We start from the raw sequence: 19,875 nt of genomic DNA on the forward strand, positions 1-19,875 counted from the left end.
CCTTCACGCAAGCAAGGTTTTTATGGCAAACATTACCAATGACGAAGTCGATGTCGTCGTAGTCGGCCTGGGTTGGGCCGGTTCGTTGATGAGTATCGAGCTGGCCCAGGCGGGCCTCAAGGTCCGCGCTCTGGAGCGCGGCGAAGACCGTACCAACAAGGACTTCGCCTATCCCAAACCGGCTGACCAGTACGCCTACGGCGTGCGCAACAAGATCATGGCAACCCCCAAAGATGCGGCCATGACCGTACGCCACAACACCAGCAGCATGGCGCTGCCGACCCGCAAGTGGGGTGCCTTCGAACCGGGCACCGGCGTGGGCGGCTCGGGCCTGCACTGGACCGGCGTGCTGATTCGCCCGACGCCGACCGATATCAAGCTCAAGACCTACGCCGACCAGGCCTACAAAAAGGGCGTGTTGCAGGACGACATGCGCATCGGTGACTTCCCGTTCAGTTGGGAAGAGATCGAGCCGTACCTCGACAAATTCGACATGATCTGCGGCCTGTCCGGCAACACCGGCAACCTGCGCGGGCAGATCATGGAAGGCGGCGACCCGTTCGAAGGCCCGCGTTCCAACCCCTACCCGCTGCCGGCGCTGAAAGACACCCTGAACTGCTCGATGTTCGCCGACGTGGCGCGCAAGCTGGGCTACCACCCTTTCCCCAACCCGTCGGCCAACGTCTCCCAGGCGTGGACCAACCCGTACGGCAATCAGATCGCACCGTGCAACTACTGCGGCTATTGCAGTAAGTACCCGTGCCTGAACTACTCCAAGGCATCGCCGCAGACCGCCGTGATGGATGCGCTTAACCGCATGGACAACTTTGACTACAAGGTCAACGCCAACGTCCTGAAGGTCGAGCTGCACCCGGACGGCAAGACCGCCAAAGGCGTGACTTATGCCGACGCCGACGGCAACACTGTGTTTCAGCCAGCGAAAATCGTGGTGCTGGCGGGCTTTCAGTTCGTTAACGTGCGCCTGATGCTGCTCTCCGGTATCGGCCAGCCGTATGACCCGGTGACTGAAACCGGCACCGTGGGCCGCAACTACGCGTTCCTCAGCAACGGTAACGCGACGCTGTTCTTCAAAGACAAGTTCTTCAACCCGTTCGCCACCGCCGGTGCCACCGGGCAGATGTTCAATGACGTATCGCCGGGCAACTTCGACGGCAACGCGGCGGGCTTCATTGGCGGCGCCAAGATTCACAGCTCGCAAGCCACCGGCGCGCCTATCGGCACCTCGTTGCCGGCCGGCACCGCCGACTGGGGCAAGGGCTGGAAAGAAGGCATGGTCGACTGGTACGGCCACTCGATGAAGGTCAGCATCACCACCACTTGTATGTCGTACCGCGACCACTACATGGACCTGGACCCGAACTACAAGGACCGCTGGGGCCTGCCGCTGGCACGGATCACCTTCGACTGGAAACAGAACGAGCTGAAACTGCAGCAGTACCTGCGCAAGATCGTCCTGGACATCACCAAGGAACTCGGCCCCGACAGTTACACCGAGAGCTTCCTGGGCATGGACTCGCACTGGGACCTGACCAAGTACGTCTCGACCCACAACGTCGGTGGCGCAGTGATGGGCGACTCGCCCAAGACCAGCGCGCTGAACCGCTACCTGCAGAGCTGGGACGTGCACAACGTATTCGTGCCGGGCGGCAACGCTTTCCCGCAGAACTTCCAGGCCAACCCCACCTCCATGATCGGCGCCATCACCCTGTATGCAGCGCAGGCGATCAAGGAACAGTACCTGAAAAACCCCGGCCCGCTGGTGCAGGCATAAGGAGCGAGAAAAGTGAAATCCAAATCCCGTTCCCTATTGCTCACCCTGGTGGTGCTGGGTGTGGTCCTGGCGCTGCTCGGCTGGCTGGTCGCAGGCTTGTTGAACCGCTCCGGTGATGCAACCGCGCAACTGACCCAGCCGGTCACCCCCGAGCTGATCAAGAAAGGTGAATACCTGGCCCGCGCCGGTGACTGTGTGGCCTGCCACACCGCCCACGGCGGCAAGGAGTTTGCCGGTGGCCGTGGCATCGAGTCACCGATCGGCACCATCTATGCCACCAACATCACGCCCGACAAAGACACCGGTATCGGTGGCTGGACCTACGGTCAGTTCGAGCAAGCGGTACGCCGTGGCATCAACCACGACGGCACGGCGCTGTACCCGGCGATGCCGTTCCCGTCCTATGCACGCACCAGCGATGAAGACACCCAGGCGCTGTATGCCTACTTCATGAATGGCGTGGCCCCGGTCAAACAGGCCAACAAGGCCAATGACATTCCGTGGCCGTTGTCGATCCGCTGGCCTCTGGCTTACTGGCGCACGCTGTTCTCGCCACTGCCGGAGGATGCCGCCGTGTCGCTCAAGGTATCGACCGATGGCAAAGACCCGCAGATCGCCCGCGGTGCCTACCTGGTGCAGGGCCTGGGCCACTGCGGCTCGTGCCACACGCCACGGGCACTGACCATGCAGGAGCGCGGCCTGGACGAGAAAAGCGCGACCTACCTGGCCGGTGGCGAACTCAATGGCTGGTCGGTGCCAAGCCTGCGCGGCATGCCGCACTGGACCCAGGAAGAGCTGGTTGATTACCTGGGCACTGGCCGCAACGCCAAGGCTTCGGTAGGCGGCGAGATGACCGACGTGATCGCCAACAGCACCTCGCACATGACCGACGCCGATCTGCACGCCATTGCCGCGTACCTCAAGTCGCTGCCAGCCAGCCAGGCCACCTACCAGCACGACCCGCAGCGCAGCGCGGCAACTGCTGCCAAGCTGACCGCTGCCAAGGACCTGACCCTGGGTGAGCGGCTGTATCTGGACAACTGCGGGGCTTGCCACTTCGTGGCCGGTGAAGGCGCATCGCGGGTGTTCCCGCGCCTGGACGGTGCGACCATCATCAATGCCGACAACCCAACCGCGTTGATCCACGTGATCCTGGCCGGCACCACCACCCCATCGACCTCCCGCGCCCCCGCCGTGCTGCCAATGCCGGGCTTCGCCTGGCGCATGGACGACAGCGAGACCGCCGCCCTGGTGAGCTTCCTGCGCCAGGGCTGGTCGAACAATGCAGGTGCCGTGACGGCCAATCAGGTGCGTGATATCCGCGCCAACCTGAATGCAGGTCACGATACGGCCAAGACGACCCTGGAACCGTCGAAGCCGCAGCACTAAGCAAACATGGCCTGGTCATCTTCATGACCAGGCCATGGGTGTTGGCTGGGCAACCTGCAAGAGACTCCCTTTCTTTCGAGCAGCAAGCGCAGGGCATGGCAGGAATAATGCCGATCAGTTAAGACCGGCCAGGTCCGTGGGAGACAGCTCTGCTGGCGACTGCAGGGTTACATCCACAGCAGATGTGCCGATTTTACTGGCCCTGTCGCAAGCAGAGCTCCCTCCCACAAGGCCCCAACCAGACCCGCCGGCCTCTTCGCGACCAAGGTCGCTCCCACAGAGTTATAGCGCCTGACGAACAGTATTGGCTTAAGTTGCAATACTGTTCGCTCAGGTACTGTATGCCCCCGGTGGGAGCGAGCTTGCTCGCGAAGAGGCCGGTAAAGTCACAGCAACTGCTGCGAATGTGCCGCCGCCTTCGCCAGCAAGCTGGCTCCCACCGGTCTAACTGACCAGTATTGGCTTTAGTTGCGAAGCTGCCTATACGGCAGTGAAGGTGGTCCTGCAGGAAACGCGCGTTTCCGAAGATTTCTGAGCTGCCCATACGGCAGTGAAGCCCCCGCGTGTAGTAGCGCTTCGACGGCTCAATTTCTGAGCTGCCTATACGGCAGTGAAGCCGGTGTCAGTGATCGACATCGCCAGTGCCCTTTTCTGAGCTGCCTATACGGCAGTGAAGTTTCAGTTGTCACTGTCTGGCACCTCAACCATTTTTCTGAGCTGCCTATACGGCAGTGAAGTTCGTGACCACATCCAGCAGAAACTGGATAGCTTTCTGAGCTGCCTATACGGCAGTGAAGCTGCCGGAAGACCCTGATTGCGTGCCGCTGCTTTTCTGAGCTGCCTATACGGCAGTGAAGGTCGGGTACGGCAACTCGACCAAGGCGCCCTGTTTCTGAGCTGCCTATACGGCAGTGAAGGCGGTGGCTCGTCAGGCGGCGGCTCAAGCGGTTTTCTGAGCTGCCTATACGGCAGTGAAGTAACTGCAGTTCGTGAGGGTTTCGGTTGCTCTTTTCTGAGCTGCCTATACGGCAGTGAAGTAGACACTCTGCTCTTTAAGCCTACGTTTTAAAAGAGAAAAGTGCTGATTCCGGGCCGGGAACCCTTTTTCTCAGCACCGACTTAACCCATTGATTTATATAGGCACGAGCCTGACCTCAAAAAAGAGGGTCTGGCAGGGTGGCTAGTCCTGCGCCTGCCGCGCCCACGCGAGCAACGCTTGCGGCCCCATCGGCCGGGCGATGTAGTAGCCCTGAATCTGGTCGCAGCCCCATTCCTTGAGCAATTCGTACAATTCTGCGGTTTCGACCCCTTCTGCGACCACTTTGTAACCAATGGTCTGCGCCAACTGGATGATCGAGATCACCACTGCGCGGTCCTTGGGGTTGATGCATGCATCGCGCATGAACGATTGATCCAGCTTCACCGTGGTGGCCGGCAAGGTTCTCAGATAAGTCCAGTTGCTGTAGCCCGTACCGAAGTCATCAATCGCCAGATGAATGCCGCAGTCACGGATGCGCTCCAGATTACGGTGAGTCACCTGCGGGCTGATCATCAATGCCCCTTCGGTGAATTCAAGTTCCAGCAGATACGGCTCGATGGTTTTCTCACGCAACAAGCCGATCAAGTGCTCGACGAAGGCCGAGTTGGCCATGTCGGCGGCCGAGACGTTGATCGACACCGGCCAGTCATGCCCCAGCGCCTTCCATACAACCACTTGTTCCAGCGCATGATGCGCCACCCACAGACTGATCTTGCCAATCAGCGGGGTCTTTTCCGCCAGCGGGATGAACTCACCGGGGCTGATCAAACCAAGCTCCGGATGCCGCCAGCGCAGCAGCGCCTCGACGCCACACATCCGGCCCGTATGGGTATCCACTTTGGGCTGATATTCCAGAAAGAACTGGTCTTCACGCTCTACCGCGATGGTCAACGAACTCAGCAAGGTAAACGCACGCACTTGGGCCCGATCCAGCTCTGGCTCGAAGTACACCCAGCCCTTGCCCTTGTGCCGGGCGTGGTCAGCCGAACTGACCAGACAACGCAGCCAGTCTTCATGCCAGTCGCCACGGCAGAGCCGTAACATGCCCAGCCCGGCCCGCGGTTGCAGAGGGATACCGGAACATTCGATCGGCTGCTCGATTTCTCTGGAAAGCTGATCGATCAAGTCTGTGATATCGCCGTTGCCCGGCACCATGAAGCCAAAGCGGGTGGGGCTGATCTTGTACAGATCGCGTTCGCCAATGATGGCCTTGAGCTTGTCCTTGAGCAGCAACATCACTTTGGCCGCAAAGGGGTAGCCCAGCGACTTGACGATTTCATTGAGGAACGCCGGCGAGATCATGTCGGCAGCGATCACCGTCAGCGGTTCGTCACGATTGCGGTACGCCTCAACGTCTTTTTCGAACTTGAGGCGGTTGAACAGGCCGATGGTGGCGTCAACATAGCTGGTTTCGCGCAAGTCGCGGATGCGCAACATGACCACTTTGGCTATTTGCTTGAGCATGGTCTGTTGCTCAGCATTGAGGCTGTCACGCGGCTGGGTGTCGATGATGCAGAACATGCCCAGCGGCACGCCATCGCCAGTCACCAATGGGTAGCCCGCGTAGAAGCGAATACCCGGATCGCCCTGTACCAACGGGTTATCGCGAAAACGCCGATCACTGAGCACATCAGTGATCTGAAAAAAATCATTAGTCAAGATAGCCCGCGCACAGAACGAGTCGATCAACGGAGTCTGCCCGACACTCATGCCCGACTGGGCCAGAAACCACTGGCGGCTGTCTTCAAGAATCGAAATCAGTGCAATCGGCACATCGAAATGCACGGTGGCCATCTGAATCAGCTCATCGAACATCTCATCCTTGATGCCCTCAAAACACGCCATGGCGTCCAGCACGTGCTGGTGCAGCGGTTTGGCTGAGGATGCGTTTGCTTCGTCCTGCACTTACAGATACCTCGTTAACGGGTGCTATCAACTGACACTCTAACGGCAATTGCTGACGCCCCCGACAAAAAAGCGCCCAAGGGTCAGCGTATCCTGAGCAGAGACAAGATTCGACACACTCCGTCGGTTACCCTACTGCCTCGCTGCGCTTGTATGCCTGCTTGACATCCTCCCCGTTCTAAAGGGCGGGGATTCCCACAACTGGACGCTCATGCCCGAGCGCGAGAATGTTCTTGGCGGCGTTGACGTCGCGGTCGTGGGTGGCACCGCACCCACAACAAGTCCATTCCCTTATTCCAAGCCCTGCGATACCTCTCGGCCTCGAGTCCGGCAATTGCTTGCAGCTCGAACAGGTTTGGGTGGTGTTTCTCTCGCTAACAACCTTGAAAACCGTGCCTGCGTGATCGCATTTGTATTCCAGCATGGTTTTCAATTGACCCCAGCCGGCGTCCAGCACCGACTTGGCCATCCTGGTTTTCGCGAGTTTCAGTGAGTTCACATCGCCCACCACAATGACGCCACAACGCGCTACCAGCGCGTTGCTGAACTTATGCAGGGCATCCTTGCGGCGGTTCGCAATCCTGGCGTGAATCGCCCGCACACGAGCCTTCTTGCCGGCACGCTGGGCCGTGCCCAAGGCTCTTTCCAGATCCCGGTAGAACCTACCGCTTTCAAGGCGTTCACCGTCGCTGCAGGTGGCCGTGGTTTTCAGTCCGAGGTCGATACCCACCGCGTCCTGGCCTGGCGATAACTGCCGGTCGACCTCGACCACGACGTTGAAATACCAGCGTCCACGGCTGTCCTCGTTGAAGCTACCGGATCTGAATTTAAAGCCCGCCAGGCCGTAGCTGTCCCAGACCTTGAAGTGCTGCTTGTTGAAGGCGACCTGGCCGTTTTTCCAGACAGCAGCGCCGACCTTGAAGGGCAGCCAACCCAGGCTGCGCCGAGCGCCGCCCGAGCAGCGCCAGCGGAGCTGGCGCTTTTTGAACTGCTTGCGCCGTGTGACATATTCGTCGGCAACAGCCTGCACCGATTGGCTGTGCAGTCCCAGGTCTTTGCCGGCCCCGTTGGTGTACTTGTGAATGTCGAACGCCGACAGAAAACGACCACGTTCACGAATCAAGCGACTACTCAACTCGTTTACGTAGTTCCACACAAAATTCACAGCGCGAGACGCTTCACGCAGCTGCGCTGCGTGCTTGTCTCGCACTCGAATCTTGAGGGTTTTGGTCGCTTTCATTTCAGTCATGAAACACAGAATAGGGGCGGTTTTATGGATCTTAACCCCTATCAGCGCTTCGCGGTGGCGCTTTCATCCCCCACCTGAAGGAAGGGGCTTTTCGCGCCAGCTTGATAAAGGCGAACCTGAAGAACCTGGCTTACCCAAAAAAACTTCACCCGCCGTTCATCCAGGTCTGTATATAATCGCCGCTTCCGTTGGGGAGTAGCCTGTCAGCGAGCAATCGCTGGCGTTCGTATCAACATTCTCGGCACGTCAGCCGTGGTACGAACACCTTTTAGGTTGGTGAGACCAGCGACATTGCACACGCCTAAAGCCGGGCGCGTTGCCGTGTCGTTGACTCATAGCCCGGCTGGACGTAAACCGTGACCCCGTTTGCCCTTATCTTCCTCGCTCTGGCCATGTCCACGGACGCTTTCGCAGCGGCCATCGGCAAAGGCTCCGCACTGCACAAACCCCGCTTTCTCGAAGCCCTGCGCACCGGCTTGATATTCGGCGTCATCGAAGCCATCACCCCCTTGATTGGCTGGGCCATCGGCCGCGCCGCGTCAGTATGGGTCGCCGACTGGGACCACTGGATTGCCTTCACCCTGTTGATCGGCCTGGGCCTGCACATGATCTACAACGGCGTGAAAGACGACGGTGAGGAAGAACAGGAAAGATCCAGCCAGCACTCGTTGTTCATCCTTGCCGTTACCGCCGTGGCAACCAGCATCGACGCCTTGGCAGTGGGGGTGGGCCTGGCATTTGTCGACGTGAACATTCTGGTTGCCTCAGCGGCGATTGGTCTGGCGACGCTAGTGATGGTGACCATCGGCGTGATGCTTGGGAGAGTGCTCGGCACGATGGTCGGTAAACGAGCCGAGATTGTCGGCGGCGTGGTGCTGATGATTGTGGGCGGGACGATTCTGTTTGAGCATTTGACGGCTTGAGCAAAATGCCCGGCAGCTGGGTCTGGCGTTAGCAGCTGTGTGGCCTGCGGCGCCTGATATCCAGCGCTACTCGACAGTCCTTGCCCGGCGCTTGATATTATTGAGCCGCAACCCCGGACAAGGACATGTCGATGCGAAGCCTTATTTTTATTGCGTTATCTGTCGTGCTTACAGGCTGCGCAGACTCCCATCAATGGATGCCTCAACAACAAGCCTTGGCACCTCTCGAACGAACTCAAAAATTTTACGTCTCCACGCCCACTGACGGCGAGTATGGCACTCACACGTACAAGGGCTCAGGGAGGAATACCGCCCAGATCATCCGGGCAGCTCTGGCTAAAGAAGTCCATAGCATTCGTCTGGGGCCTGAGACGAATCACTTTGACCAGGCACTGTATGCAGCGCGGGAAGCTGGCCAGGACCTGCTGGTTTTCCCAACGATTCTTCACTGGGAGGACCGCGCAACCGAATGGTCGATGATCCCGGATAAAGTCGAAGTCAAAATCGAGATAGTTCAGGTGCAATCAGGGGACGTTCTGAGCGCCGCCATCATCAAAGGCCGAAGCGGGCTGGCAACATTCGGAGGCGACCATCCACAGGATCTGTTACCCGAACCTGTGAGTGAGTTTGTGGCAGGGTTGTTTCATCAGAGCCCACGCAGAGCATGGTAGAAATAAAATCGACAAGGTGAAACGCGAGTAAGAACCAACGGTAGACCATGGCCAAACAAACACTCTTATGATGTCCGAACGACAGAGACACCTACGACACATTCGATAAGAGCTTCGGTGATTTTCTGAGCTGCCTGTACGGCGGTGAAGGCATCTTCGAAATTCTGATTGAATGCGTTGTTTTTCTGAGCTGCCGTGTAGGCAGCTCAGAAATTATCGAGGGTGTCGACCAGCCGGCCATCGGCCTTCACTGCCGTGTAGGCAGCTCAGAAAATTGAATAGCAGCACAGACGACATCATTCGTCCTTCACTACCGTGCAGGCGGCTTAAACAATCGACGGTTCAACGTTGAACATACGAACTGATGCCGATCAGTCGAGACCGGTTCAGTTCAGTAAAGAAGAACCTGCCGACATCCTTTGCGGCTGGAGAATACAAAGCGACATTAACAACAGATGCAGTGTTTTTACCGGCCTCTTCGCGACCAAGGTCGCTCCTACAAGGAGCGCGTCAGCCTTTGATCGGCATACTACTGTGATGTCCACCAAGGTACATCCCGGGCGCACCCTGAATCCATGAAACAGCCCTGCATGGCTTTGTCCGGTAACCGGAAATTCAAAGCCAGGCAGGTCTTATGACAGGCCTGCGCTTGATCAATTGATAATCGACCTGATCACGTCTTTATTCTGCTGCTGTTGCCCCTGCGTCTGCCGTTGCGGTTGTTGCTGCTGACGCTGAAACTGCTGCATCTGCTGACCCTGGCGAATGATGTCGTCAGTGCTGCTGCCGGAAGAGGCGTTGAACGCCGGACGGTTGAACGCATTCGGTGGAGCGACATAGTTACCTGAGTTCTGTGCCCGCTGTTGCTGAGCCGCACGCTCTTGAGCACGCTGACGTTGCTCGCGAACAGCTTGCTGCTCTTGAGCAAGCTGTTCGCGCCGACGCTGTTCTTCAACGCGCTGCTCACGCAACTCCTGAGCCTGACGATCCAGCTCTTCGCTTCTGCGCCGCGCTTCAAGCTCGTCCTGAGCCGCTCGCGCGCGGGCCTGCTCCTGACGAGCACGCTCGGCGGCGGCCTTTTGTGAGGCTTCGGCTTGTAGCCGGGCCTGCTTGTCATCTTCGGCCTTCTGCACACGCGCTAGCTCAGCTTGCGCCTGTTGCTTGAGGCTCAAGGCACGCGGTTCGTTGCGGTCTTTCTGCAGTGCGCTGTCGGCATTGTCGATGGCGCAGCGGTAGTCTTTTTTACCCAGGCAGTTCTTGCCGGCCGCAATGGCCTGCTCGATCAGTTGCTGGTCATGCTTGTTGCCCAGTTGCTGCAAGCCATAAGCACCTACGCCCAAAACAGCAACGAGGGCCAGGCCGATCTTGCTCATGCGCCGCTTCGGCGGCACAGGCGCCGCAGTATCGGCTGCTGGCAAAGGTGCTGGAGCTGGAGCCGGAGGCGGCGGTGTCGGCGCTGCTGCGGCAGGTGCCGGTGCAGGTTGAGGCGCAGGCGCCGGGGCGGATGTTGCCGCAGGCACCGGGACAGGCGCAGGCGGCACGACCCGCAGAACCGGCGCAGCACGCGCCATGAGCGTGCCGCAGAACGGGCAGTGATTCACCGGCCCCGCGAGTGGCTGGGCACACATGTTGTTCAGGCAGGCAGCAGGAAACTGCAAGGCTTTGGCTGTCTCAGACATGGCTCAACTCACTGGCGGTGGCGGTGGAATGCTGGCTGCCGCTGGCGGGCCGCCGACCGGTGGCTGGAACAGTGAGGCCAGCTCAACGATTTGCCCGGCGCCTTGCCAACCGGCCATGCCCTCACGCCACAACTGGCTGTCGCGGGTTACCTGGCCGCTTTGCACGTACTGTTGCAATTGCGCGGTGGTGTACGGACCGTAGGTGCTGCCGGCCACACTCAAGTGGTAGCTGTATTGCGGCAGCGCAGCGGGTGGTGGCGGCGGTGCGAAGCCGCCCGGGGCCGGCGGTGGTGGCGGTGCGGCAACGGCTGGCGCAGCGACCGGCGCGGTTGCGGGTGTCTGGGCATTGAGCAGGTTATCCAGCCAGCCCTCATTGAAGAACTCATTGCGCACGCTGATTTTTTCAGCGTGTTCAGGATGGACTTCGTCGTGATAAACATCGGCACGTGAGCCAACCACAAATTGACTGAACTGCCCCAACGCCGCCTCTGCACTACGGACCAGATGGTCTTCCTGACCTGGAACCTGACGCTTGAGGCGCGCCTTGTATTCATTTTTGAGCAGTTCGGCAATCTTGAACGGGAACGACTGAAACGACTCGGAGGCGCCCTGCTCGTCAATACGCTTCTGCGCCTTATAGGCACTGCGGCTCATCTCGTCGAACACCACGACCAACGCGGCAACCTGAGCATCGTTGAGACGCTGGGTGCGGCTGCGCACCTGATTCTCTATGTCACCGCGATGCACCGGCTTGAAGCCGCTTTGGCGAATCGAGAACTCATCACCGATGGTGAAGTCTTCTTTATCGATGTAGAACTCGTACAGGTTGTTGTCCAGGCGCTTGAGCACACCCAAGGCAATGGCGTGCAGGTAGAGCTTGAAGTCTTCTGCAAACTGCCGGTATTGCTCTTGCGTAAACTGGATGGGTTGCACGAACTGACTGATGCGCTTGTGCACATGCAGCGGGATCGCGGTGCTTTCCTTGCGGTAGCTGGCCAGGTAGGTCGGCAACGGGGTCAGCGCCGGCATCGGGAAGCCCGACAACTCGGTGAAGCAGATCAGTTTGCCCGGAGTGCCCGACTCGACAAACTGAATCTGCCCGGCGTTCAAACCGGTGCCTTGTGGCAGGCACTGGCCCAGCATCGCACCGTAAACCCGCTTGAATTCGCTGGCGTCGTTGACGCCGATCAGGCAGGTGTAGCGGTCTTTGTTGATATTGAAACCGCCAGTGAGGTTAAGCGGCGTCCACGGCATGGCACGCTGCAGCAACTGGCGGAATTTCTCGCGCTGCTCATCCGGGTTCAGGGCGCCTAACGCGGCCATCAGCGGGTCAGCGGCCGAAGCCTGCCGGGGCAATTGCTGTACCGATTTGTTACGCAGTTTCGACAGCAACTCTTCCTGGCCTTCTTCGGTCTGCAGCTTGCCGAACAGCACTTTGGAACCGCCAAAATCCTTGAACGCGTCTTTGGCCCACTCACGCACGTCCGGGTTTTCACCCATGGCTTCTTCGCTGTTTTGCACCAGCGTCAGCGCAATCAGGGTGGCGTGTTCCTCCTTGATGCTGGCGTCGATCTTGGCGATATCGGTGTCGATACGTTTGAGCAATTGGTTGACCGCGTTGCGGCCATCTTGCAGGCGACCGACAAAACCATTCCAGACCGGCTGGCCGTTGTGGTCCACCGACTCTTTACGGCCCAGCCACTCGGAAACATCACGCAGCAGCAACGCAGCTTCGCGGGCCGCGACAAAGCGGACATAGAACAACAGGCTTTCGCGCAGGGTGTCTTTGATCTGTCCCAGAACCGTGTCGGCCTGTTTGTCTTTACCACTCAGGCGGGCAAACAAGCCCTTGTCGGTAGTTTCCTTGAGGCGCTCGAACTCACGTGCCAGTTCGGCAGACTCAAGCTTCTCGGACAGTTCGCGAAAGCGCGCGGCGTTCTTTTCCAGCGCCGGGATAATCCCGCCGCCCTCGTTTTCCAGACGGTCCTTGAGCATTTCGACCAAGGCCAGGGTGTAATCCAGACCACCGCGCTCGTCGTCGTCCAGACGGCGGAACAGTTTTTCCGGCAAGGCATCTTCGCGGGTCAGTTCAGCCAGTCGCTTGAAGCGATTTTCACGAATCCGCACTTCGTGGTTGCGCTCGGCGCTGTCCACCGAGCTGCCCTTGGTGTCGCGCTCCAGCTGCTGCTGGATTTCACGCACATGGGTCAACCACTGCTCTTTATCCGCGCCACCACTTTGCAGGCGCTCAAACAAAGCTTCGACTTTCTGCTCGATCTGGCCAGTGACGCTGATGTCACCGTCGACCTGCAACAAGTCGTCAGCGATCTGATAATGGGTAAACTCACCCGTTGCCACAGTCAGCTCAACACGCGACAGAAACTCGGGCAACTCGGTGAACGTGCGCGGGGTCACGTTGAGCTGTTCTTTGAGAAACTCATCGCGCTCTTTATCGGTAGGCCGGTTGCCGCCGGCAGCCGCACTGGCCACGCCGAAAAATGCCTTGAGCATCTGCTGCACCTGGCGGCACAAGCGCACGTTCTGCCGAGCGTCGATGCGAGTGTCCAGCGTTGCCTGGCCAATCGAGGAGTAGCTGCACGGGAAGCGCAACTCGGTGTTGTCACCGTAGTCCTGGGGCAGACGCACGGTATAAGAGCGGATCTTGTGCTGGTTCTGGTTGACCGCGATCGAGCGCTTCTTGTTAGCGAAGTCCTGCGAGGTGAAGTCGGTGAACAACACGTCAGAGAGCATCTCGTAGATGTCTTCCTGATCGCTGGTCTTGGCCTGGGCGATGTTGGTGTTATCGATGATGTAGACATCATCGTAAGGGCGCGTGTCGATAAACAGGTTATCGGTGGCGTCCCAGTGCTTGAGCAATGGATTGCCGCGCATGCAGGTTTCCAGCTCCATCAACGCCGCATAGCCGTTGGCCTGCACGCGCTCGGTGTTGTAGGCATGAAAGCCGCCGGGCAATACAAAAAACAGATCGACCTTACCGGCGATGTTGCTCTCTTTAAGAATCGCCTTGGCCAGGTAGCCCATGTCCAGAAACGAGCCCGAACCGGTGCCGCCAGCAGCAGAGCCGGTGATCACGATACGGATCTTTCCAGGCTCGATTTCCAGCCCGAGCTTTTTCAGTTTGTCGGCCTGGGCACCGATATTGCTCAGCAGGCGGCCGACCTTGTCGCGCAGTTTGTCGCGAATGGTCGGGTACTTGTCGAAGAAGTACAGGCGCGACAAAGCGCGAATCTGCCCGGCGCCCTTGGACGGGTCGATGCCCAGATGGCGGATCTTTTCCGGGGTCAGCGGAAACCACTCGGCCACTTCGCGGTGCCGGTTGAGCTCGTCGATGGAGTGGGTGTACTTGCTCAGGTTGAGCTGCTCGATGATCTTTTCTTCCGAGGTGAAGCTCACCTGCTCGGCCAGCACGTCGGTTTTCACCGACTTGCCGTCCTGAGTGACTTCGCCAGAATCGAGGTCGAAGTTGACAAATTGCACCACCGGGAAATCGGCGATCTGCTGCACCTGGCTATTGCCGCCCCAGATGGCATTGAGAATACGCCGGCGCACGCGGATGTTGACCTTCATCCCCGTACCGCCAAGGGCGATGAACAGCGTCGGGTGAATCTTCTCGACGATGGGGGTCGTTGCCGTCGCGCCGGTTGGCTGTGCAGTGTCGCTCATTGAAAACTCCATGTGCCCGGGCCGGGCAGGCCGAGTGGCTCGGCATTGATCCAGATATTCAGTACAGGCAACCACGGCCGCAAGATGCCGTGGTCATGGCAAGCGCTTTGCTCAGCGCTTGGCAGAGAAGGTCATCAGCCAAGCCACCAACGAGATCGCTGCCACAGCACCGAGCGGCGCGAAATACAACGGCGCCAGGAACTGGCCCGAATTGATCACGGCAAGCACGGCCATGGCTGCGACCATCAGCAACCCCAGAAACAGAAACCAGGCCGAGGCGTTGGCACGGCTGGGCGCCACGCGCTCACGCACCCGCCAGTTGGCGTAAGCGTTCTTGATCACGAAGAAGACAATCGCCAGCACCACCAGCACGGCAACGCCAATCAGCGCATCGCGGCTGTCGACTTTTTTCGGTCCCAAGTCCAGCGGTACAGGCGCGGCAAGAGTACTTGTGGTGGTTGCCGGAGCTGCTGCCTCGGTAGTGCTTTGGATCGGGGCTGGCAGTGCGCTGGTCTGGGCCATTTGAAAAACTTCCTTGAGAGACTTGAGAGTGAATTACTTGAGACGCACAGCGATATCAGGGGCCTGGTCTTGCAGACGCGCACCGAACAGGCCACGTTTCAACGTTGCGACCTTGTTCTGACGGGCGTCATAGACACCCACACTGGCAAACGGTTTGAGTGGATAAGGCTGGGTCATGCCTTCCACGGCAACGGTGAACGTTTTCTTGCCGCCCAGCATGGCGAGCAGCAGCAACAAACCGATCAACAACGCCACGAACAAGCCAAGCAGCAATAGCACAGGCCCCAACGGGTAGCTGACTTGCAACACGATTGGCAGACGCGTTGCCGAACTGCTGGCGTCACTTGAGGGCACGAACACATCCGGCAAGGCATCACCGGGAAACAGTTCGTTCATGCGTTTGACGAAATCCTGAGAAATGCGCAGTTGCTGCTCGCTCAAACGCACTTCAATGGCGCCAGAACGCTGATAGCCGCTGGAAAAAATCACTTCACTGGACCATTGAGACGGCAAAGGCGGCAATTGCAGGCTGATCGCCAACGGCGCGGAACGTGCGCCGGGCTCAAGGTCACTGATGCGCGCCAGCGAAATACTCGACTGCAAGGCTTCGCCCGGCATGTCCAGCGCCATGTCGATCTTTGCATCGTGAATCTGGTAGGGGTTGAACTGATTCTCGAACTGCCCCAACAGCACCGCCGTTTTAGGTGAGCTGTCGACCTTGATATTGAGCACCACCGTCTGCTGATCAGGCGCCAGCTCAGCACTGACGTCCTCGGTGTCCTGCACACCAGTGGGGATGAAACGCACCGCCGATCGCGTCAGTGGTTTCAGCCGCACATGATTGTCGTTGAGCAGGCTGGACAAGGCCGGCTGAGCCAATACCTGTTCCAGCGCAGCACCGGCACTCTTGCCATAGGCCAAGGCATAGATCATCAGGCCATTGGCTTGATAGTTCGGACCTTTTACCGGCATCTTCTGTGGGAACGCCGCAATCCGGCTGATCGACTCATCCTTGTGCAGCAAGTCATAGAACTCGCGGTTCTTGAGCTGCGTTTCACCACTGTTGTTCGGGCTGTTCTTGTTGTTGGTGATGATCCACACAATCCCTTCACGACCCTCAAGGCCGGTGGTGATTGCTGCCAGCAACGCTTCCTTGAAATCGGTGTCTGCGTAAGCGCCGCCCGACTTGCGCGCCAGGTTCAATTGGTTGACGCTTTCAGCCAGCTTGCCGTGGGTACCGGGCCCCCTGTAAGTCCATTGCGGCGAGGGGTGCGAGTTGTCGGCCTGGTTAAAGCCACCGACCACCACTTCGCCGTCACCCGCCGCCGTGGCCGCCAGTTTGATGACCAAAGGCTTGAACGCAGATGCCGGGTCCAAGTAGAACGGCTCCATCCAGCCGGAGTTCTGTACCAGAAACACTTGGCGCAGCGGCTGCGCCGAGACCGTGGCGCAGGTCAACGCCAACATGAGCGTAGCGGCGCGAAGCATCAGCTGTTTCATTCGGCTTTCCATCGGTAGAGCGCTCCACTGGAATCGATGTACAGCCACATCGCGTTATCGAAAAAGAACCATTGGGCTTTCCAGGGTTCGCTGACCAACGCCTTCAAAGCAAAACCAATGCCGCCAACCTGATCAAGCCGATATTGCACATCGGCTTTCTGCTCGCTCTGGAGAAACTCATCCAGCGGGCGGCTCTGCTGGGCTCGCATCGACAACAGCAGGCGCTCAGCGGTGAACTCGACAAACGGATACACCACTTCGCGGGTCGTGGGTTCGAGGTTTTCGTCGTGTTCATCCCATGGCCGTTCCAGGCGGATGTTGTATTTAAAGCTCAGGTGCCCGGTGCCCAGCCGATAGCCCTTCACCGGACGGGACGGGTCGGTTGCACCGACATCCAGTTGCAGATAGCTCAGGCGCTCATCGCTGGACACTTGCTGCCACAAACCACTGCCATCGCGAAAAGGCGGGCCTTGCTCAGGGTATGCCGTGGCGCCATCTGGCCAAGGATGCCATTGGGCTTGCACGGCCATGCCCTGACGCAGGCTCAAATAACCGTGTTCACCAATCCACAGCAAACGTCGTGAAGAAGGATCGCGCACGGGTGCTGAAAGCCGGGTCATACGCTGCGGATCAGCATCAGCGACCGGGTAGTGCTCCCAGCCGGTATTCGTCGGGCTGACCAAGCGCACGCTGCCATCGCTCATGACCAGCGGTAGCCAGGCACGATCTTCCAGATCCCCAGGCCCAGCCAGTGCCCGGCCCTCTTTACGCTGGGTCCGGTACTTGAGAGACACCGGGTCGACCTTTATCAGGACCGCCCCCTCTTCACCGCCCAAAAACAAGGCGTTGGTCCCATCAATGGCAAGCAGGCTGACTGACCAGGCCCAGTTCTCCAGCCGAGTACGCCCGATTGGCACACTCTCGGCATGCAGCTCTTGCCATTTACCCGCGCCGCGTAACCACAGAAACAGGCTGCCTTCACGACCCAATGCGAACAACGCATCGCGGTAGCCGCCCACATTGGCGACAAAGAAGTTCAAGCCGTTCTTGCGTGGCAGTTCGATGATTTCTTTGCTGTCGTTAAGATCGCGAGCGCCGCTGTGCTGCAAACGCTGGAACACGCCAGACACAATCTTTTGCGCCATTGCGCACTGGCCATCGGCGATCACCCGCGAGCCACTACCGTCACCATAAGGCGGCAGCCAACAGCTTCGGGCATTCCAGGCAGGAGCAGGCAGCGGCTCGCCGCTACTGGGGCAGAACTTGAAGGCTGCGGGCAGGTATTGACTGGAAGAACCGGGTGCCAACCGGGCACCGGCGAGATAGTCCAGATCGACCAGGCAATCGCCAGTGTCTACGCCAGCGATGCTGCGCAACGAGAAACGGCCATCAGGGGTTTGCTGCCAGATCTGATTACCAAACGTCCAGGTGTGCACACCGTCCTTTGTGGCTGTATCCATAAATTCCTGCTTTGCACTTGAGCCAACCGGCCAGCCTGAACATCAGCGCTGCCAGCGATAGGTAGATTCGGGTGTCATTTGCGAAGCGGTGACAACGCGATAAGTAACAGCATTTTGCCAGCTAATCATCCAGCAAAACAATGCCATATCAAGGATGCAGGCCGCGCAGCAGTGCGCAACAGGCTCACTTGACGTTGCCTGGTTGCCAGGTCGAGTTGGGAATCACAATGTTGCCGTCGGCCATCTGGCGATAGAGGGTGTAAGGCAACACGACGGTGTCGAGCACTCCAGATATTGCGCCATCAAGCAGCACACCGGCCAGCAGCCCGCCACTTTTGTCAGTGTTGCTGGCCGGTTTGGCGTTCAACTGGCAGAAGTTGTAAGTAACACCGCTGTAAACCCGGGCGATCTCATCGCAATGAGTATTGAGTTTGCGCAGTTCGCGGCCACTGTACTCATCATCACGAAACACTGTATTGATGGTGCCGCAACCACTGAGCAGCAGGATTGCCAACCCTAAAATTCCTTTTCTCATTCCTGTATCCCTGTCATCGGTAGATGCTCAAATTGCTCTGTTCGCGCTCATTACTTGCGAACGTAAAGGCGGCATCCTAACCCACAACCCTGTGCACCATCAGCCATGGCGCTGTTCAAGTTCCATCAGTTCTTGCTCAATGCCGTCCATCAGCACCTCCCAGTCGGCCTGGGTTCTTTGCCGGGCATGGCCTTCGATGGGGAACAGAAAATCCACGATGCCCGGCCTGACCGTCCCCTTGGTTACCGGCCCGAAGAACTCTACCGTCAGCGCCCGCGCCAGCATGTCGAGTTCGGCGGCGTGATTGACCCAGCGCCAGTCGTCACGGACCACCATTTTGTCGAGCAGGATGCATTGCTTCTTGAATGCCCGTAGCGCAAGGCCAAAGGGGCTGACGGCCAGCTGGGCGATGAGTCGCGCGTGATCGGATGCCATCCGCTGCTCGGTGGCGGGGCCGAAGAACCACTCATTGAAACCGATCTCGATTTCGCGAAACGCCACATTGGCGTCCCAGATGATGCTCAGGGTCTTGTTCTGCCGGATATCGCGCTTCCAGGTGCCATAGGCGGCGAAGGCAACGCCGGCAATGCCACTGACCGCCAGCGCCCCGATCACTGCCGAGGCCGAGTCGACGACCGCATAGGCCTGGCCAGAGCCGGCGCTGAGCATGGCCGCGCAGACCAGCACGATGAGGGCAAGACAAGCACTGTAAAACCCGAAGGCGTAGGGGTCTTTCATGATTGCACCGAGCCGGTGATTCCCAGTGGCGGGTGGCGTCAACCGCTCAGATGACTGAGCTGAGCCTAGCCAAACTTCACCCGCTTCGCCCTGCCACGAGGCATTGATGCGACGGCAGGACAGGTTGAACCAATATCTTCATCCGGCTGCCCAAACAGAACCGGTAAGGTGTCGGTGCTTACTTTTTTCGATTCACAAACAACAGGATGTGTTGAACGCCTATGAAACATACTCTCTGGCTCGGTCTGCTCGGTGCATTTTCCCTTAGCGCTCACGCGGCCTCACTGGACGTCCCGGTCAATATCGTCAGCGCCGATGGCGCGCCTAAAGCGGCCGGCAGCGTGCATGTCGAAGAAACCCAGTACGGCCTGCTGTTCACCCCGAAACTCAGTGGCCTGCCGGCCGGCATTCATGGGTTCCATGTCCATCAGAACCCGAGCTGCGACGCGGCCGAGAAAGATGGCAAAAAAGTTGCCGCTCTGGCAGCCGGCGGTCACTTTGACCCGGCCAACACCGGCAAGCATTTGGGCCCATACGACGACAAGGGGCATCTGGGCGACCTGCCGGCGATCTACGTGACCGCTGACGGCAAGGCCGAGTACCCGGTCCTGGCCCCGCGTATCAAAAAGCTCGACGAAATCAAAGGCCGTGCCTTGATGGTCCATGCCGGTGGCGATAACCACTCTGACCACCCTGCCCCGCTGGGCGGTGGCGGTGATCGTTATGCCTGCGGCGTGATCAAGGGCTGACGGGGCGGGGCGGCGGGCTATCTGGCTCGCTGCCCGTCTG

At 59.0% G+C, this 19,875-nt stretch carries 14 protein-coding genes and 1 CRISPR repeat array; of the genes, 5 read left to right on the forward strand and 9 right to left on the reverse strand.

The features are described from left to right. The first annotated feature begins 22 nt into the window (after positions 1–22). Together NJC40_RS00575 and NJC40_RS00580 are read left to right on the forward strand one after the other, a co-directional pair. Complete coding sequence (locus NJC40_RS00575; protein ID WP_045482728.1) at positions 23–1,792, forward strand: GMC family oxidoreductase; 1,770 nt, start codon at positions 23–25, stop codon at positions 1,790–1,792. A gap of 12 nt (positions 1,793–1,804) precedes the next feature. Continuing rightward, entirely contained in the window at positions 1,805–3,181 is a 1,377-nt protein-coding gene (locus tag NJC40_RS00580; protein ID WP_253143044.1) for a c-type cytochrome, read from the forward strand. A 468-nt stretch (positions 3,182–3,649) separates the two neighbouring features. Beyond that, positions 3,650–4,218: direct repeats of the CRISPR family, unit length 28 nt; unit sequence TTTCTGAGCTGCCTATACGGCAGTGAAG. 143 nt (positions 4,219–4,361) lie between these two features. On the opposite strand, the gene NJC40_RS00585 is transcribed toward NJC40_RS00580, so the two are convergent. Further along, positions 4,362–6,125, reverse strand: a complete 1,764-nt coding sequence (locus NJC40_RS00585) for a sensor domain-containing phosphodiesterase (protein ID WP_253143043.1) — start codon at positions 6,123–6,125, stop codon at positions 4,362–4,364. A gap of 178 nt (positions 6,126–6,303) precedes the next feature. Further along, entirely contained in the window at positions 6,304–7,365 is a 1,062-nt protein-coding gene (locus NJC40_RS00590) for an RNA-guided endonuclease InsQ/TnpB family protein (RefSeq protein WP_253142658.1), read from the reverse strand. A gap of 401 nt (positions 7,366–7,766) precedes the next feature. Between NJC40_RS00590 and mntP the strand changes: the two genes are divergently transcribed. Then, positions 7,767–8,297 (forward strand): manganese efflux pump MntP, encoded by a 531-nt coding sequence (gene mntP, locus NJC40_RS00595; protein ID WP_492180543.1) that lies wholly within the window; start codon positions 7,767–7,769, stop codon positions 8,295–8,297. A gap of 125 nt (positions 8,298–8,422) precedes the next feature. Further along, complete coding sequence (locus NJC40_RS00600) at positions 8,423–8,968, forward strand: DUF4823 domain-containing protein (protein ID WP_253142659.1); 546 nt, start codon at positions 8,423–8,425, stop codon at positions 8,966–8,968. A gap of 653 nt (positions 8,969–9,621) precedes the next feature. On the opposite strand, the gene NJC40_RS00605 is transcribed toward NJC40_RS00600, so the two are convergent. The 7 genes from NJC40_RS00605 to NJC40_RS00635 all read right to left on the reverse strand — a co-directional run bounded on the left by NJC40_RS00605 (position 9,622) and on the right by NJC40_RS00635 (position 19,086). After that, positions 9,622–10,341: a hypothetical protein gene (locus NJC40_RS00605; RefSeq protein WP_253142660.1), complete on the reverse strand. Its 720-nt coding sequence runs from the start codon at positions 10,339–10,341 to the stop codon at positions 9,622–9,624. Positions 10,342–10,650: 309 nt separating this feature from the next. Continuing rightward, complete coding sequence (locus tag NJC40_RS00610; RefSeq protein ID WP_253142661.1) at positions 10,651–14,331, reverse strand: tubulin-like doman-containing protein; 3,681 nt, start codon at positions 14,329–14,331, stop codon at positions 10,651–10,653. Between the two features lie 111 nt (positions 14,332–14,442). After that, positions 14,443–14,853, reverse strand: a complete 411-nt coding sequence (locus tag NJC40_RS00615) for a hypothetical protein (RefSeq protein ID WP_045482737.1) — start codon at positions 14,851–14,853, stop codon at positions 14,443–14,445. Between the two features lie 33 nt (positions 14,854–14,886). Further along, positions 14,887–16,353, reverse strand: a complete 1,467-nt coding sequence (locus NJC40_RS00620; protein WP_253142662.1) for a hypothetical protein — start codon at positions 16,351–16,353, stop codon at positions 14,887–14,889. Next, positions 16,350–17,813: a hypothetical protein gene (locus NJC40_RS00625; protein WP_253142663.1), complete on the reverse strand. Its 1,464-nt coding sequence runs from the start codon at positions 17,811–17,813 to the stop codon at positions 16,350–16,352. The genes NJC40_RS00620 and NJC40_RS00625 overlap by 4 nt, the downstream gene beginning before the upstream one ends. Positions 17,814–17,997: 184 nt before the next feature. Further along, positions 17,998–18,348, reverse strand: a complete 351-nt coding sequence (locus NJC40_RS00630; protein WP_253111838.1) for a YceK/YidQ family lipoprotein — start codon at positions 18,346–18,348, stop codon at positions 17,998–18,000. Between the two features lie 99 nt (positions 18,349–18,447). Further along, positions 18,448–19,086 carry a hypothetical protein gene (locus NJC40_RS00635; RefSeq protein ID WP_045482749.1) on the reverse strand — a complete coding sequence of 213 codons (639 nt, stop codon included), beginning with the start codon at positions 19,084–19,086 and terminating at the stop codon, positions 18,448–18,450. Between the two features lie 221 nt (positions 19,087–19,307). Here NJC40_RS00635 and sodC point away from each other — a divergent pair, with 221 nt between their 5' ends. Beyond that, entirely contained in the window at positions 19,308–19,835 is a 528-nt protein-coding gene (sodC, locus tag NJC40_RS00640; RefSeq protein WP_045482752.1) for a superoxide dismutase family protein, read from the forward strand. Positions 19,836–19,875 lie beyond the last annotated feature (40 nt).

It is taken from the genome of Pseudomonas sp. 21LCFQ02, assembly GCF_024129895.2.
In the GTDB taxonomy this organism is placed as follows: domain Bacteria; phylum Pseudomonadota; class Gammaproteobacteria; order Pseudomonadales; family Pseudomonadaceae; genus Aquipseudomonas.